Annotated in this window: 15 protein-coding genes; 6 read left to right on the top strand and 9 right to left on the bottom strand. The window is 66.4% G+C overall.

Features of this window, described 5'->3' with window-relative positions; all coding sequences use genetic code 11:
* Positions 1–16: 16 nt before the first annotated feature.
* Together KM176_RS09770 and dapB are read right to left on the bottom strand one after the other, a co-directional pair.
* Positions 17–406, bottom strand: a complete 390-nt coding sequence (locus KM176_RS09770; RefSeq protein ID WP_160895876.1) for a hypothetical protein — start codon at positions 404–406, stop codon at positions 17–19.
* 102 nt (positions 407–508) lie between these two features.
* Complete coding sequence (dapB, locus tag KM176_RS09765; protein ID WP_160895877.1) at positions 509–1,330, bottom strand: 4-hydroxy-tetrahydrodipicolinate reductase; 822 nt, start codon at positions 1,328–1,330, stop codon at positions 509–511.
* Between the two features lie 172 nt (positions 1,331–1,502).
* Here dapB and rbfA point away from each other — a divergent pair, with 172 nt between their 5' ends.
* The 4 genes from rbfA to KM176_RS09745 all read left to right on the top strand — a co-directional run bounded on the left by rbfA (position 1,503) and on the right by KM176_RS09745 (position 4,223).
* Positions 1,503–1,928, top strand: a complete 426-nt coding sequence (rbfA, locus tag KM176_RS09760) for a 30S ribosome-binding factor RbfA (protein ID WP_160895878.1) — start codon at positions 1,503–1,505, stop codon at positions 1,926–1,928.
* Positions 1,929–1,934: 6 nt separating this feature from the next.
* Positions 1,935–2,726: a phosphodiester glycosidase family protein gene (locus KM176_RS09755; RefSeq protein WP_202397949.1), complete on the top strand. Its 792-nt coding sequence runs from the start codon at positions 1,935–1,937 to the stop codon at positions 2,724–2,726.
* A 67-nt stretch (positions 2,727–2,793) separates the two neighbouring features.
* Positions 2,794–3,711 (top strand): tRNA pseudouridine(55) synthase TruB, encoded by a 918-nt coding sequence (truB, locus tag KM176_RS09750; RefSeq protein WP_160895879.1) that lies wholly within the window; start codon positions 2,794–2,796, stop codon positions 3,709–3,711.
* On the top strand, positions 3,708–4,223 hold the full coding sequence (locus tag KM176_RS09745; RefSeq protein WP_160895880.1) for a DUF1643 domain-containing protein: 516 nt from the start codon (positions 3,708–3,710) through the stop codon (positions 4,221–4,223). Before truB ends, KM176_RS09745 begins: the two co-directional genes overlap by 4 nt.
* Before the next feature lie 56 nt (positions 4,224–4,279).
* Here KM176_RS09745 and KM176_RS09740 read toward each other — a convergent pair whose 3' ends face one another.
* Positions 4,280–5,503 carry a urate hydroxylase PuuD gene (locus tag KM176_RS09740; protein WP_160895881.1) on the bottom strand — a complete coding sequence of 408 codons (1,224 nt, stop codon included), beginning with the start codon at positions 5,501–5,503 and terminating at the stop codon, positions 4,280–4,282.
* A gap of 250 nt (positions 5,504–5,753) precedes the next feature.
* Between KM176_RS09740 and KM176_RS09735 the strand changes: the two genes are divergently transcribed.
* A complete protein-coding gene (locus tag KM176_RS09735; protein ID WP_160895882.1) occupies positions 5,754–6,131 on the top strand; it encodes a rhodanese-like domain-containing protein in 378 nt (125 codons plus the stop codon).
* 85 nt (positions 6,132–6,216) lie between these two features.
* Here KM176_RS09735 and KM176_RS09730 read toward each other — a convergent pair whose 3' ends face one another.
* The 4 genes from KM176_RS09730 to KM176_RS09715 all read right to left on the bottom strand — a co-directional run bounded on the left by KM176_RS09730 (position 6,217) and on the right by KM176_RS09715 (position 9,910).
* Entirely contained in the window at positions 6,217–7,539 is a 1,323-nt protein-coding gene (locus tag KM176_RS09730) for an ammonium transporter (RefSeq protein WP_160895883.1), read from the bottom strand.
* A gap of 30 nt (positions 7,540–7,569) precedes the next feature.
* Positions 7,570–7,908: a P-II family nitrogen regulator gene (locus KM176_RS09725; RefSeq protein ID WP_160895884.1), complete on the bottom strand. Its 339-nt coding sequence runs from the start codon at positions 7,906–7,908 to the stop codon at positions 7,570–7,572.
* A gap of 312 nt (positions 7,909–8,220) precedes the next feature.
* Positions 8,221–9,543: an ammonium transporter gene (locus KM176_RS09720; RefSeq protein WP_160895885.1), complete on the bottom strand. Its 1,323-nt coding sequence runs from the start codon at positions 9,541–9,543 to the stop codon at positions 8,221–8,223.
* A 28-nt stretch (positions 9,544–9,571) separates the two neighbouring features.
* On the bottom strand, positions 9,572–9,910 hold the full coding sequence (locus tag KM176_RS09715; RefSeq protein WP_160895886.1) for a P-II family nitrogen regulator: 339 nt from the start codon (positions 9,908–9,910) through the stop codon (positions 9,572–9,574).
* 288 nt (positions 9,911–10,198) lie between these two features.
* Here KM176_RS09715 and KM176_RS09710 point away from each other — a divergent pair, with 288 nt between their 5' ends.
* Positions 10,199–12,460: a transglycosylase domain-containing protein gene (locus tag KM176_RS09710; RefSeq protein WP_215558773.1), complete on the top strand. Its 2,262-nt coding sequence runs from the start codon at positions 10,199–10,201 to the stop codon at positions 12,458–12,460.
* Between the two features lie 99 nt (positions 12,461–12,559).
* Here the strand turns inward: KM176_RS09710 and KM176_RS09705 are convergent, their stop codons facing one another.
* Both KM176_RS09705 and KM176_RS09700 read right to left on the bottom strand, forming a co-directional pair.
* Positions 12,560–13,180, bottom strand: a complete 621-nt coding sequence (locus tag KM176_RS09705) for an MlaC/ttg2D family ABC transporter substrate-binding protein (RefSeq protein ID WP_160895896.1) — start codon at positions 13,178–13,180, stop codon at positions 12,560–12,562.
* Complete coding sequence (locus tag KM176_RS09700) at positions 13,170–14,033, bottom strand: MlaA family lipoprotein (protein ID WP_160895897.1); 864 nt, start codon at positions 14,031–14,033, stop codon at positions 13,170–13,172. The genes KM176_RS09705 and KM176_RS09700 overlap by 11 nt, the downstream gene beginning before the upstream one ends.
* Positions 14,034–14,075: the final 42 nt, after the last annotated feature.

Below are 14,075 nucleotides of genomic sequence, written 5' to 3'. Positions count from 1 at the left end.
CGCCTGATCGCCGCCCCTAGCGGATCTCGAAATCGCGCTTTCGGCCCTTGCCGGCATCGGCGGTGAACCGCAGGGTGTTGGCCAGGGTCTTCACGCTCTGGCAATTCATCGGCAGGGTATCATCACCGGCGCTCATGGTGCGGCAGAACAGCCCGTCCTTCCAGTGCCAGCGCCCGGTGACCCGCCGCCCCAGGCTCTTGCCGCGCAGGTTGCCGTTGGCGTGCAGCCGCATCGACAGCCCCAGCGACCACAGCACATGCCCGTCCACCAGCGCCAGGAAATCCGAGCGCGTCTCGATCTGTCGGAACCCCTTGGCGGCCAGCGGGGCCGCGCAAAGCACGCTGAACAGCATGGTCCCGATCAGGAAGGTCACGGGCAGCGGGCGGGCGGAGGGTCGGGAAAGCATGTCCCGACCATCCACGAAACCACCGGAAAATCAATCCACCCGGCGGTCAAAACCTGCAAGGTGAACATATTTTTTGCAGGACCCGCCGCCGCTTGCCGGGCCTCAGGCCCCGGGCTTCAGCCCCAGCACATCCAGCATGTCATAGGCCCCCGGGCCCTTGTCCTGCCCCCAGAGCGCGGCCTTGATGGCGCCACGCGCAAAGACCGAACGGTCCTCGGCGACATGGCGCAGGATCACCCGCTCGGATTCAGAAGCGAAGAGCACGTCATGCTCGCCCACGATGCCGCCCGCCCGCACGGCGGCAAAACCGATATGACCGCGCTCGCGGGCTCCGGTGATGCCGTCACGGCCCCGGTCGGCGACCTGCGCCAGCTCGACACCACGGCCCTCGGCGGCGGCCTCGCCCAGCATCAGCGCGGTGCCGGAAGGCGCATCGACCTTGCGGCGGTGATGATACTCGACCACCTCGATGTCGAAATCCTCGTCCAGCGCCGCCGCCACCTGCTTGGCCAGCTGCACCAGCAGGTTGACCCCCAGGCTCATGTTGCCGGCGCGCACCATCACCGCGTGGCGCGAAGCGGGCTCCAGCGCGGCGATCTCCTCGGGGGCAAAGCCGGTGGTGCCGATCACGTGCACCGCACGCGCCTGGGCCGCCAGGGCGGCGAATTCCAGCGTCGCCGCCGGGGTGGTAAAGTCGATCACCGCCTGCGCCTTCGAAAACGCCTCCAGCGCATCGTCGCTCGCCACCACGCCGACGGCCGTGCCGCCCATCGCCTCGCCCACGTCGCGGCCGACCCAAGGATGGCCCGGGCGCACCACGGCCCCCACCAGGCGCACCGCGTCGCTCTCCAGCACGCAGCGCATCAGCATCTGGCCCATCCGGCCCGCCGCGCCGGTGATCACGATTCCAGGTTTCTCGTTCATCTCGACCCTCCGGTTTTCCCGCTGAATATCCCGGCAGGTCCCCCCTCGCCACCCCACCCCTTTCATCTTTCCTCAAATATGCCGGGGGAATCCCGCGCAGCGGGATGGGGGCAGCGCCCCCCGCACGCGCTCTCCACTTGGCAAAACCCCTGCAAACCTCTAGATGCAGCCCATGAGCAAGAACAAGTTCCATGACGGGCCCGGCCCCTCCCAGCGTCAGCTTCGCGTCGGCGAGACCATTCGCCGTGGCCTCTCGGAGCTTCTGCAACGTGGCGACATCCACGACCCCGAGCTGAATCGCCTGTCGATCACCGTGGGCGAGGTGCGCTGCTCGCCCGATCTCAAGATCGCGACGGCCTATGTCATGCCGCTGGGCGGTGGCGACGTCACCGAGGCGATCCAGCTGCTCAAGCGCAACAAGCACGAGATGCGCCGCGCCATCGGGCGCAAGCTGAACCTCAAGTTCACCCCCGACCTGCGTTTCCGCCCGGACGAGACCTTCGACCGGCTGGACGAGACGCGCCGCCTGTTCTCGGATGAAACCGTCCAGCGCGACATCCACGGCGCCGAGGACGATTTCGACGAGGACGAGGGCTGAGCGGGAATGCTCCTGCGCGCCGCACTCCTCGCCCTCGGGCTGACGCCGCTGCTGGCCCCGCTGTTTCCCATGCCCGCCATGGCGCTGGAGTGCCGCAACGAGACCTGGAACGGCACCCGCTACGCCCTCTGCGAGGTCGATCCCGCCAAGGACGACCTCCGCCTCTTCCTCTATGATCCCGGCGGCGCGCCCTATGGCGAATTCGACGCGCTGAATGCCCGCCTCGGCGTCGAGGGCAAGACCCTCGGCTTTGCCATGAACGCCGGCATGTACCACGAGGACCGCAGCCCCGTCGGCCATTACATCGAGAACGGCAAGGAGCTGAAGCAGGTCATCCCCAATGCCGGTCCCGGGAATTTCGGCCTGCTGCCGAACGGCGTCTTCTGCCTGACCCCCGGCAAGGCCCGCGTCGTCGAGACCCTGCGCTACCAGGCCGAACGCGACCAGCTGAACTGCACATACGCCACCCAGTCCGGGCCGATGCTGGTCATCGACGGCAAGCTGCACCCCGCCTTCAACCCCGACAGCACCTCGCGCTACATCCGCAACGGCGTCGGCGTCACCGAATCCGGCGACAAGGCGGTCTTCGTGATCTCGCGCCAGCCCGTGACCTTCCACGAATTCGCCAGCTTCTTCCGCGACCGGCTGGAACTGCCGCAGGCGCTCTATTTCGATGGCAACATCTCGCGGCTCTATGCGCCGCAGCTCGGGCGCAACGACTGGGGTCAGGAAATGGGGCCGATCGTCGGCGTCGTCGTCGACAAGCCCGACAGCGACCCCGAGACCCCCTCGAACTGAGTTGACCCGAACGACCCGCCCCTTTAGAGGGACGGCCTTCTAGGGCAGCATTCTCAGGGGACGCGACATGGGACGCAGGCGCAAGGGACGCGACATCTCGGGCTGGATCGTGGTGGACAAGCCCGCGGGCCTGACCTCCAACGCCGTGGTCAACAAGGTCCGCTGGGCCTTCGACGCCAACAAGGCCGGCCATGCCGGCACCCTCGACCCGGAAGCCACCGGCGTCCTGGCCGTGGCGCTTGGCGAGGCCACCAAGACCGTGCCCTACATCACCGACGCGCTGAAGGCCTATGTCTTCACCGTGCGCCTCGGGCAGGCCACCAACACCGATGACGCCGAGGGCGAGGTGATCGCGCAAAGCGACGCCCGCCCCGAGGACGCCGCCATCAAGGAGGCCCTGCACGGTTTCGTCGGCGACATCATGCAGGTGCCGCCCAAGTTCTCGGCGGTGAAGATCGACGGTGAGCGCGCCTACAAGCTGGCCCGCGACGACGAGGAGTTCGAGATCGCGGCGCGGCCGCTCTTCGTCGAAAGCCTGATCCTGCTGGAACGCCCCGACGCCGATCACATCACGCTGGAGATGGTCTGCGGCAAGGGCGGCTACGTGCGCTCCATCGCCCGCGATCTGGGCGAGAAGCTGGGCTGCTTCGGCCATGTGCGCAACCTGCGCCGCGTCTGGTCCGGCCCGTTCGAGGCCGACAAGGGCGTCTCTCTGGCCACCATCGAGGAGCTGGCGCGCACGCCCGAGCTGGATCAGCACCTGCTGCCGCTGGAGCTGGGCCTGACCGACCTGCCCCATGTCGCCGCCACCTCGGAGGGCGCCGCCAAGATGCGCCACGGCAACCCCGGCATGGTGATCGCCTCGGGGGTGGATTACGGCGAGGATTGCTGGGCCAGCCACAACGGCGTGCCGGTCGCGGTCGGCCAGTTCCGCGCCGGGGCCCTGCACCCCAGCCGGGTCTTCAACCTCTCCGAAGAGCAATGATCACCGAGCGCCGCTTCCTGAAGGGCGATGCCCGGAGCGCGGCGCTCTATTCCCCCTGCGAACGCTACCGCTACGCGCTCAGCCGGGAATGGGCCGAGGGGGCGCGCATCCTCTACGTGATGCTGAACCCCTCGACCGCCACCGAGACCCAGAACGACCCCACCGTCGAGCGCTGCGAGCGCCGCGCCCGCACGCTGGGCTATGGCGGCTTCCGGGTCTGCAACCTCTTTGCCTGGCGCGAGACCTCTCCGGCCCTGCTGAAGAAGGCCTCCGAACCCATCGGACCCGAGAACGACCGCCTGCTGCGGGAGGCCGCCGACTGGATCGGCCCCGACGGCCTGATCCTGTGCGGCTGGGGCGTGCACGGCAGCCACATGGGGCGCGGGGCAGAGGTGAAGGCGCTGCTGAAGGGCACCGGGCGTCGTCTGGCGCATCTGGGGCTGACCAAGGACGGCGAGCCGCGCCATCCGCTCTACGTGGCCTACGCGACGCAGCCGACCGACTGGGTGTGAAAGACCGGGCGTGAAAAAGGGGCCCGAAGGCCCCTTCCCCAGTCATTCCCCGGGCGTCATCCCTTGGTCGCCGCCGCGTACCAGTCGCGGATCTTCTTTCTTTCCGCATCTTCCATGAAGCTGACATTGGCCGGCGGCATGGCATGGCTGAGGCCCGCCTCAAGGTAGATCATCCGGGCATTGCGGGCGATCTGGGCATCCGTGTCCAGCCGCACGCCCTTCGGCGCCCAGAGGATGCCGTCATAGCCCGGCTCCTTGGCGTGGCACATCGAACAGCGGCCCATCACGATGTCATGCACCTCGGTGTAGCCCGGCGCCTCGGTGAAGTGCTTGAGGTTCTCGCTGACCTGCTCCTGGTCCTTGTGGAAGAACAGCGGCGCGGTCGACAGCCAGGCGATCAGGATGAAGATCAGCGCGGTGACCAGCCAGGTCCAGTAGGGCATCCCCTGGCGCGAATGCATCGAGTTGAAGAAATGCCGGATCGTCACGCCCATCAGGAACACCAGGCTGGCGATGATCCAGGTGTACTGGGTCGAGAACGCCAGCGGGTAGTGGTTGCTGAGCATCATGAAGATGACCGGCAGCGTCAGGTAGTTGTTGTGGGTCGAACGCTGCTTGGCGATCTTGCCATACTTGGCATCGGGCTTGCGCCCCGCCTTCAGGTCGGCGACCACGACGCGCTGGTTCGGCATGATGATCATGAAGACGTTCGCGCTCATGATCGTGGCGGTGAAGGCCCCCAGATGCAGCAGCGCCGCCCGCCCCGAGAAGACATGGGTGTAGAAATACGCCAGGCACACCAGCAGAACGTAAAGGCCCAGCATCAGCCGGGTGTTGTCATCGCCGAACTTCGACTTGCAGAGCCGGTCGTAGACCAGCCAGCCGAAGGCCAGGGAGCAGATCGAGATCACGATCGCCCAGCCGGTCGGGATATCGAGGACCGCCGGGTCCACGAGGTAGAAATCGGCGCCCATGTAATAGACGAGGCACAGCAGCGCGAAGCCCGACAGCCAGGTCGAATAGGCCTCCCACTTGTACCAGATCAGGTCGTCGGGCATCTGCGCCGGCGCCACCAGGTACTTCTGCACGTGGTAGAAGCCCCCGCCGTGCACCTGCCATTCCTCGCCATCCGCGCCCGAGGCCAGGTTGCGGTCCCGGTGCAGCCCCAGGTCCAGTGCGATGAAGTAGAACGACGACCCGATCCATGCGATCGCCGTGATCACATGCAGCCAGCGCACCGCGAATTCGATCCACGCCCCGAGGGCGGCCCAATCATACATCTGTCCCTGTTCCCCGATATCTCTCTCTCGCCGAATGGATCACGAAACGCGATCTGCGGCAAACCCTCGCCTGCCTTGCAAAGGCGTGCATTCACGGACAGGAATGTCAGCACCACGCCGGAAGGCCGATCTGTTCCTTCGCATATCCCCCGCGGCTGGGAAAGGCCGCGCAGGGTCGCCTCACGGCCCCCGGGGCGCAGGGCGATCAGGAAACGGGCAGTTCGGCCCCGGGCAAGCCCAGGAGGACTTCATGAAGACCGAAACCGTCAATGGCATGCCGCTGGAAACCTGGACCCCGCAAGAGGTCCGGGCCGCGCTTCAGGCCGGTCAGATCGTGCTGATCGACGTGCGCACGCCGCAGGAATACATGTTCGAACATATCGAGGGCGCGCTGCTGATGCCGATGTCCTTCTTCACCCCCGCCACCCTGCCCGGCCAGGAGAGCAAGCGCATCGTGCTGCACTGCGGATCGGGGATGCGCTCTGACAAGGTGGCGCGCCGCGCGCTTGAGGCCGGCCTGCCCATGATCGCCCATATGGAGGGCGGCTTCGGCGCCTGGAAGGCCGCCGGCCTGCCCTATACCGGCACCGACATGGCGACGGGCGCGCCAAAGCCGGTCACCCCCTGAAGTCGCGGCCCTGAAGTCACGACCCTGAAACGGCAAAAGGCCCGGGATCTCTCCCGGGCCTTTCGTTTGGATGCTCCGAAGGGGATCAGCCCTTGGAGAATTCCGGGTAGGCTTCCATGCCCAGCTCTGCCATGTCGAGGCCCATGACCTCGTCCTCGGCAGTGACGCGCAGGCCCATGACGGCCTTCAGGATCAGCCAGATGACGGCCGAGACGACGACACAGAACACACCGACCACGACGATCGAGTAGAGCTGGGTGCCGAAGGAGGCGTCGGGGTTGGTGAAGCAGACCGCGATGGTGCCCCAGATGCCGCAGACCAGGTGGACCGGGATCGCGCCGACAACGTCGTCGATCTTCAGCTTGTCGAGCATCGGAACCGCGAGGACGCAGAGGATGCCGCCGATGGCGCCGATGATGGTCGCCGCGCCCAGACCGGGGGTCAGGGGCTCTGCGGTGATCGACACGAGGCCGGCCAGCGCGCCGTTCAGCACCATGGTCAGGTCGGCCTTGCCGTACATGATCTGGGTCAGGATCAGCGCCGCAACCGCACCGCCGGCTGCTGCCGTGTTGGTGTTGGCGAAGATGCGGCTGATGTCAGCCACGTTGCCCGCGGTGTCCATGTAGAGCTGCGAACCGCCGTTGAAGCCGAACCAGCCGAGCCACAGGATGAAGGTACCCAGCACGGCGAGCGGCAGGTTGGAGCCCGGGAACGGGTTGACGCGGCCATCCTTGAACTTGCCGATACGCGGCCCGAGGATGATGGCGCCGGTCAGGGCACACCAGCCACCGACCGAGTGCACGACGGTCGAGCCGGCGAAGTCGAGGAAGCCCATCTGGTCGAGGAAGCCGCCGCCCCATTTCCAGGACGCCTGGATCGGGTAGATGAAGCCGGTCAGCAGGATGATGAAGACCAGGAACGGCCACAGCTTGATGCGCTCGGCCAGGGTGCCCGACACGATCGAGGCGGTGGTGGCGCAGAACATCAGCTGGAAGAAGAAGTCGGAACCGACGGAAGCATAGGTCAGGTCCGGCTCTGCGCCGTCAAGGCCGACGGGCTCCAGCGAGGTCAGCGAGAAGGCGCCCAGGATGTTCGGGATCGACCAGCCGTCGCCCGGGTACATCAGATTGTAGCCGACGAGGTAGTAGAGGATCGCGGCAAAGGCGAAGAGCGCGACGTTCTTCATCAGCTGCATGGTGACGTTCTTCTGACGCACCAGGCCGGCTTCCAGCATCGCAAAGCCGCAGCCCATGAACATCACCAGGAAACCGGTGACCAGGAACATGAAGGTGGTGAAGATGAAGCCGATGTCGCCGTTCGGCGGCGTGACGTCGGCGTCCTGGGCCAGGGCCAGGCTGGGCAGTGCGACAAGCGCCGCGGCAAGGCCCAGTTTCGTAACGGTTTTCATGAAGATATTTCCTTTCCCCTGTCCAACAGCTCAGAGCGCGTCTTCGTTGGTTTCCCCGGTCCGCACCCGAACCGCCTGCTGGATATCCAGCACGAAAATCTTCCCGTCGCCGATCTTGCCGGTCTTCGCCGTGCTCGTGATCGTTTCGACGACCTGGTCTGCCATGGCCGCGGAGACGCCGATTTCCAGCTTGATCTTCGGCACGAAGTTCACCGCGTATTCCGCACCGCGATAGATCTCCGTGTGACCCGACTGAGAGCCGAAGCCCTTGATTTCCGTCACCATCATCCCGCGCACGCCGATCTCGGTCAGCGCCTCGCGGACCTCCTCGAGCTTGAACGGTTTGATTGTCGCAATGATCAGTTTCACTACTATCCCCTTCCTTTGACCGGGTGTCCGTCCGCGCGGACTCCCGCCTTTGGCACCGGCTAGCTAAGCCGTGCCCGAACGGAATGCGTAGGAAGAGATCCGCTTGACCAGCGGAAAGTGGGCGCAACCTGCCTTTTTTTTGCCCGTATTGGGAAAACGGCACAGTTTTTCATCAACCGGAGAAGGCTCCGGCGACGCCCGGTGAAACCGATTTCCCGACGGGAAAGTCAGGTTTCCGGAGCGGAGAGGCGCCCACGGAGGGCGCGGTGGCCCGCCCGGATCTCCGGACGGGCCCGAGGGACGCGGGCGTCCTCAGCTGTGATAGGCGCTTTCGCCGTGGGTCGTCAGATCGAGGCCGACCTGCTCGTCCTCGGTGCTGACCCGCAGGCCGGTGAGGGCCTTGACGATGTAGATCAGGATCAGCGAGCCGACGCCGGACCACACGATGGTGACCAGGACCGCCTTGATCTGGATCCAGACCTGCATGCCCATGCTGACGCCATCGGCATAGCCCAGGCCCCCCAGCGAAGCGGAGGTCAGGATGCCGGTGCCCACGGCGCCGACGATGCCGCCGATGCCGTGCACGCCGAAGACGTCCAGGCTGTCGTCATAGCCGAAGCTGTTCTTCACGGTGGTCACGAAGAACAGGCAGATCGGGGAGACGACAAGGCCCAGGATGATCGCGCCGACCGGACCGATGGTGCCGCAGGCCGGGGTGATCGCGACCAGACCGGCAACGATACCGGAGGCAGCGCCCAGGCCCGAGGCCTTGCCGCGGCCCATGGCTTCGAAGGCGCACCAGCTCAGCGCGGCGGCGGCGGTGGCGACGAAGGTGTTCAGCAGCGGCAGGGTGGCATTGGCGGTGGCTTCCAGGTTGGAGCCGGCGTTGAAGCCGAACCAGCCGAACCACAGCATCCCGGCACCGACCATGGTCAGGGTCATGGAATGCGGCGCCATGTTGTCGCGGCCAAGGCCCACGCGCTTGCCCAGCACCAGCGCCACCATCAGCGCGGCGATCCCGGCGTTGATGTGAACCACGGTGCCACCGGCAAAGTCGATCGCGCCCCAGTTGAAGATCAGGCCGGAGCCGTCCCAGACCATGTGGGCGATGGGGAAGTAGATGAAGGTGGCCCACAGACCCGAGAACAGCAGCACCGCCGAAAGCTTGATGCGTTCGACATAGGCGCCGACGATCAGCGCCGGGGTGATGGCCGCGAAGGTCATCTGGAAGGCGATGAAGACATATTCCGGCAGCTCGACACCATCGGTGAAGGTGGCGGCGGTGGAATCGATGGTCACGCCCTTCAGGAAGGCCTTGCCCAGGCCGCCCCAGAACGGGCCGGTGCCGCCGCCGAAGGCCATGGAATAGCCATAGAGCACCCAGATCACCATGATCAGGCAGGCGATCAGCGACACCTGCATCAGCACCGAGAGCATGTTCTTGGCGCGCACCAGGCCGCCGTAGAACAGCGCCAGGCCGGGGATGGTCATGAACAGCACCAGCGCGCTGGCGGTCATCATCCAGGCCACGTCGCCCTTGTCGACGGTGGCCGCGGCGGCGTCCTGCGCCATCGCCAGGCCGGGAACGGCGGCCAGCAGCGCGCCCAGCGTCCCCAATTTCATCACAGATTTCATCAAGAGTTCCCTTTCCCTGTCCAGATGATCACAATGCGTCTTCGTCGGTCTCGCCGGTGCGCACGCGCACCGCCTGGGCGATGTCCAGGACGAAGATCTTGCCGTCGCCGATCTTGCCGGTCTTTGCCGTGCTCGTGATCGTGTCGACGACCTGGTCGGCAAGCCCGTCCGTGACGCCGATTTCCAGCTTGATCTTGGGCACGAAGTTCACCGCGTATTCTGCGCCGCGATAGATCTCCGTATGTCCCGACTGAGAGCCGAAGCCCTTGATTTCCGTCACCATCATGCCCCGCACGCCGATTTCGGTCAGCGCTTCGCGGACCTCTTCCAGCTTGAACGGCTTGATTGTCGCAATGATCAGTTTCACGGCTGTCCCCTTCCTTTGATCAGGCCCCCGGCACGGCAGAACGCTCCGGCGCGCAGGATCACCCCATGCATTCCCGAAATGCGGGTGCCGGGCGGGCCTTGACCAGTGGGTTTGATCAGCACCCGCCTTCCCGTCAATCACATTCGCAGGAGCGGCTTAGATTTTGATCATCTCCCGCAGGGGGTGTCGGACGGTCAAATTTGATCCATATCCGCCTGGGAAGGGTCTACAACCGGAAGGGAAAGCTGTACCTTCCCGCGAAAGCAGAAAACTGCGAGCAGGCAAGACATGAGCGATTCAGGACGCAAAAAGCCGCCTCTGGTGGCGGACAAGCGCTATTCCGGCGGCACCCGCCCCGCCTCCAAGCCCCGCGGCAGCGCCGCGGGCGGCGGGGGCGGCGGGGGCTCCCGCCCCCCGAAAAAGGCGCAGGCGTCGAAACAGCCCCCCCGCAAATCCCCCCCGAAGAAAACCGCCCGGAAGGCCTCCGGGGGCGGCGGGGGCGGTCGCCGTCCGCCGCGCGGCCCCTTCGGCCAGTTCCTCTCGGCGGTGCTCTGGCCGTTCCGGCTGGTGCTGTCGCTGGTCTGGCGGCTGTCCTGGCGGCTGGCCGCCTTCTTCGTCGCGGCCATCGTGATCTCGGCCTGCTACGTGGCGATCACGCTGCCGCCGGCTTCCGATCTCTATGACGGGCGGGCCAAGGGCTCCGTGACCATGCTGGACGACCAGGGCCATGCCTTCGCCTGGCGCGGAGAGCAGTTCGGCGGCGTGGTCGATGCCAAGACGGTATCGCCGAACCTGGTCCATGCCATCGTCTCGACCGAAGACCGGCGTTTCTTCCATCACTTCGGCGTCAGCCCGCGCGGCATCATCGGCGCCATCGCCATCAACCTGCGCGAGGGGCGCGGCCCGCTGGAGGGCCACGGCGGCTCCACCATCACCCAGCAGACCGCCAAGCTGTTGTGCATGGGCGAGCCCTACGACCCGAAGAAGTGGAAGAACGAGCACGCCTACGAGGCCGACTGCCGCCAAACCACCCTGTGGCGCAAGGCCAAGGAGGCCGTCTATGCCGTCGGCATGGAGATGCGCTATTCCAAGGACCAGATCCTGACGATCTACATGAACCGCGCCTACCTGGGCGAGGGCACCCGCGGCTTCGAGGCCGCCAGCCAGCGCTACTTCGGCCATTCCGCCAAGACCCTGTCGCCGGCCGAGGCCGCGATGCTGGCGGGCCTGCTGGCCGCGCCGACGCGCTATGCGCCCACCAACGACCTGGCCCGCAGCCAGAACCGCGCCAGCGTGATCGTCGGCCTGATGAAGGAAGAGGGCTATCTGACCGCGGCCCAGGTCGCCGAGGCCCGCGCCCACCCCGCCGAGCTTGCCGCCCAGGCCCGCACCGGTTCGGGCGGCTATTTCGCCGACTGGGTGATGTCCTCCGTGCCCGATTCCCTGGGCACCAAGACCACCGAGGACGTGGTCTATTCCACGACCTACGATGCCCGCATCCAGAAGGCCGCCGACACCGCGCTGACCGATATCTTCGACCAGAAGGTGAAAGAGGGCTCCAACGCCCAGGCCGCCGTCGTGGTGATGAGCGCCGACGGCGCCGTGCGCGCCATGGTGGGCGGGCGCAATGTGCGCGGTGGCGGCGTCTTCAACCGCGCCACCCAGGCGCTGCGCCAGACCGGTTCGTCCTTCAAGCCCTTCGTCTACGCCACCGCGCTTGAGCTGGGCTACCACTACGACGACATCGTCCAGGACACGCCGCTGACCATCAACATCCCCGGCTCCGGCCCCTGGAGTCCGGAGAACTACGAACGCACCTTCAGCGGCCCGGTGACGCTGGAGACCGCGCTGGCGAAATCGCTGAACGTGCCGGCGGTGCGCGTCGCCGAGGCCGTCGGCCTGGACAAGGTGCGCCAGGTGGCCGAGGACTTCGGCATCCAGTCCGACCTGGCCAAGGGCCCGGCGCTGGCGCTCGGCGCCTCGGAAAGCACCCTGATCGAGATGGTCGGCGGCTATGCCGGCATCCTGAACGGCGGCTCCTCGGTGACGCCCTACGGGGTGAAATCGGTGAAGCTGCAGGGCGACAACACGCCGCTGATGGGCTCCGAAGGGGGCATCGGCGAACGGGTGATCCGCCAGGATGCCGCACGCGAGCTGATCTACATGATGCGCCAGGTGGTGCTGCGCGGTTCCGGCCAGCGCGCCGGGCTTCCCGACCGCGAGATCGCCGGCAAGACCGGCACCACCTCCAGCGCGCGGGACGCCTGGTTCATCGGCTTCTCCGCCGATTACGTGGTCGGCGTCTGGATGGGCTACGACAACAACAAACCGCTGACCGGCGTCACCGGTGGCGGCCTGCCCGCCGAGATCTTCCACGAGGTGATGAGCCGCGTCGAACAGGGCCAGCCGGTGCGCCCGCTGCCGATGCTGCACCCGGAGCCCACCGCCCCCAGCCGCACCGTCGCCGACAGCGGCAATGGCGGTGGCGGCGGTCAGCGCATCGACCAGGTGATCGAGAACGCGATCCGCAACATCTTCGGCCTGCGCTGAGGACGCGGGCCGGCCGGGACCTTCCTTGGCCGGCCTGCCCCCCCCGAAACGCGAAAGGGCGCCCCTGGGGGCGCCCTTTCCTTTGGAACGGGGGCTGGATCAGCCGGCGCTCTGCAGCGCCTTGATCAGCCCGTCGATATTGCCGTTGGCCTTATCCAGCATCGCGCCGATTTCCGAACGTTCGGTCAGGCGCATGGAGATCCCCTCGATCAGCATGTCGAAGAAGAGATTCTTGCCGGAGCGGTCGGAGACCAGGAAGCGCACCTCGAAGGGCGACTGGCCGCGCAGGTTCGCGGTCACGGAAACCTCGGTCCAGGTTTTCACCTGGGCGACCTTGCCCATGGTGAACTTGGCGCCGATGAATTCCCGGAAACGCTTGCCGTACTTGCGCGAAATGTAGCCGCGGAAGGCTTCCGTATAGGCGGCCTTCTGCGATGCGCTGAGGCTGCGCGCGGCGGGGCCGAGGCAGCTTTGCGCGATGATCGAGACATCGGCGTAGCGGTTAAAGATGCCCTCGAACTGCTTGATCATCGCCGGTTCGGACTGGCCCGAGTCGATCACCTTGGTGATGTCGTCGATCACGCTCTGCACCAGGGCCTGGGCCTGGCTGTCGGACAGCGCGAAGGCCGGGCCGGCGGTGACGGAGGCCGTGGCAACCGCGAGCGGCAGCAGGGCGATGGAGCCGAGGAGGCGGCGGCGGGTCTGGAAGCTATTGGTCATAGGGGTCCGTGTAGCTTGCGTCATAGGGATCAGCGGAGGCCGAAGCGGCAGCCTCATTGCTGCCGTAGGGATCCGCATAGGGGTCTGCGGCACCATATGGGTCTTCTCCAAGCCCGGCGCCAGTGCTGCCGGTATCACCCAGCTTGTAACGGCGATGCTGCAGATAGATGGATTTCAGCTGCGTGTAACTGTCGGCGCTGTCGTAAAGCACCGAATCCACCGCACCGGCCTGGCGGCCGCGCTCGTCCACGGTGGAGGTCACGCGGGCATAGGTGCCATAGCTCTTTTCGGGCGTGGGCAGCACGTATTCCAGCGGATCCAGCGCCAGATCGACGATCCGGCCCAGGGTGCGTCGCTGGGTCGAAGGGCCGAGCACCGGCAGCTCCTGGTAGTCGCCCTCGGGCACGCCCCAGGTGTAGAGCGTCTCGCCGAAGTCGGTATCGTACTTGGGCAGGCCGAAGATCGTCGCGGCGTCGATCAGCCCGCCGATCCCGATGGTCGTGTTCATCACGAAACGCGCGGTGTTCAGCGCCGCCTCGCCGAAATGCGCCTGCAGGACGTTGTTCACAACGTAGCGCGGGGTCGACAGGTTCTCGCCGAAATTGCCGATCAGGGTCGCGGCCTCGACCGGCAGGACCTTGGAGACGGTCACGCCCACCGGGCGCAGCACGGCCTTGTCGAGCTTCTTGTTGAACTCGTGGATCTGGCGGTTCGAGGCCTCGTAGGGGTCCTCACCGGCGCGGCTGACCTGGTCTGCGGGCGCCGAGGCACAGGCGGAAAGCAGCGTTGCGAGGGACAGCGCGGCAAGGGCCGCTCCGGCGCGGCGGGTCGTCTGGAGCTTGGTCTGGGTCATGAAACGTCGGCCGTCTCTGAATCTGGAAGGGGTGAGCGGGAA

Origin of the sequence: Pseudooceanicola endophyticus (assembly GCF_018760365.1) — a bacterium.
Taxonomy (GTDB): Bacteria; Pseudomonadota; Alphaproteobacteria; order Rhodobacterales; family Rhodobacteraceae; genus Pseudooceanicola; species Pseudooceanicola endophyticus.
Note: the sequence above shows the minus strand (reverse complement) of the source record. Positions and strands in the feature narration are given on the sequence as shown.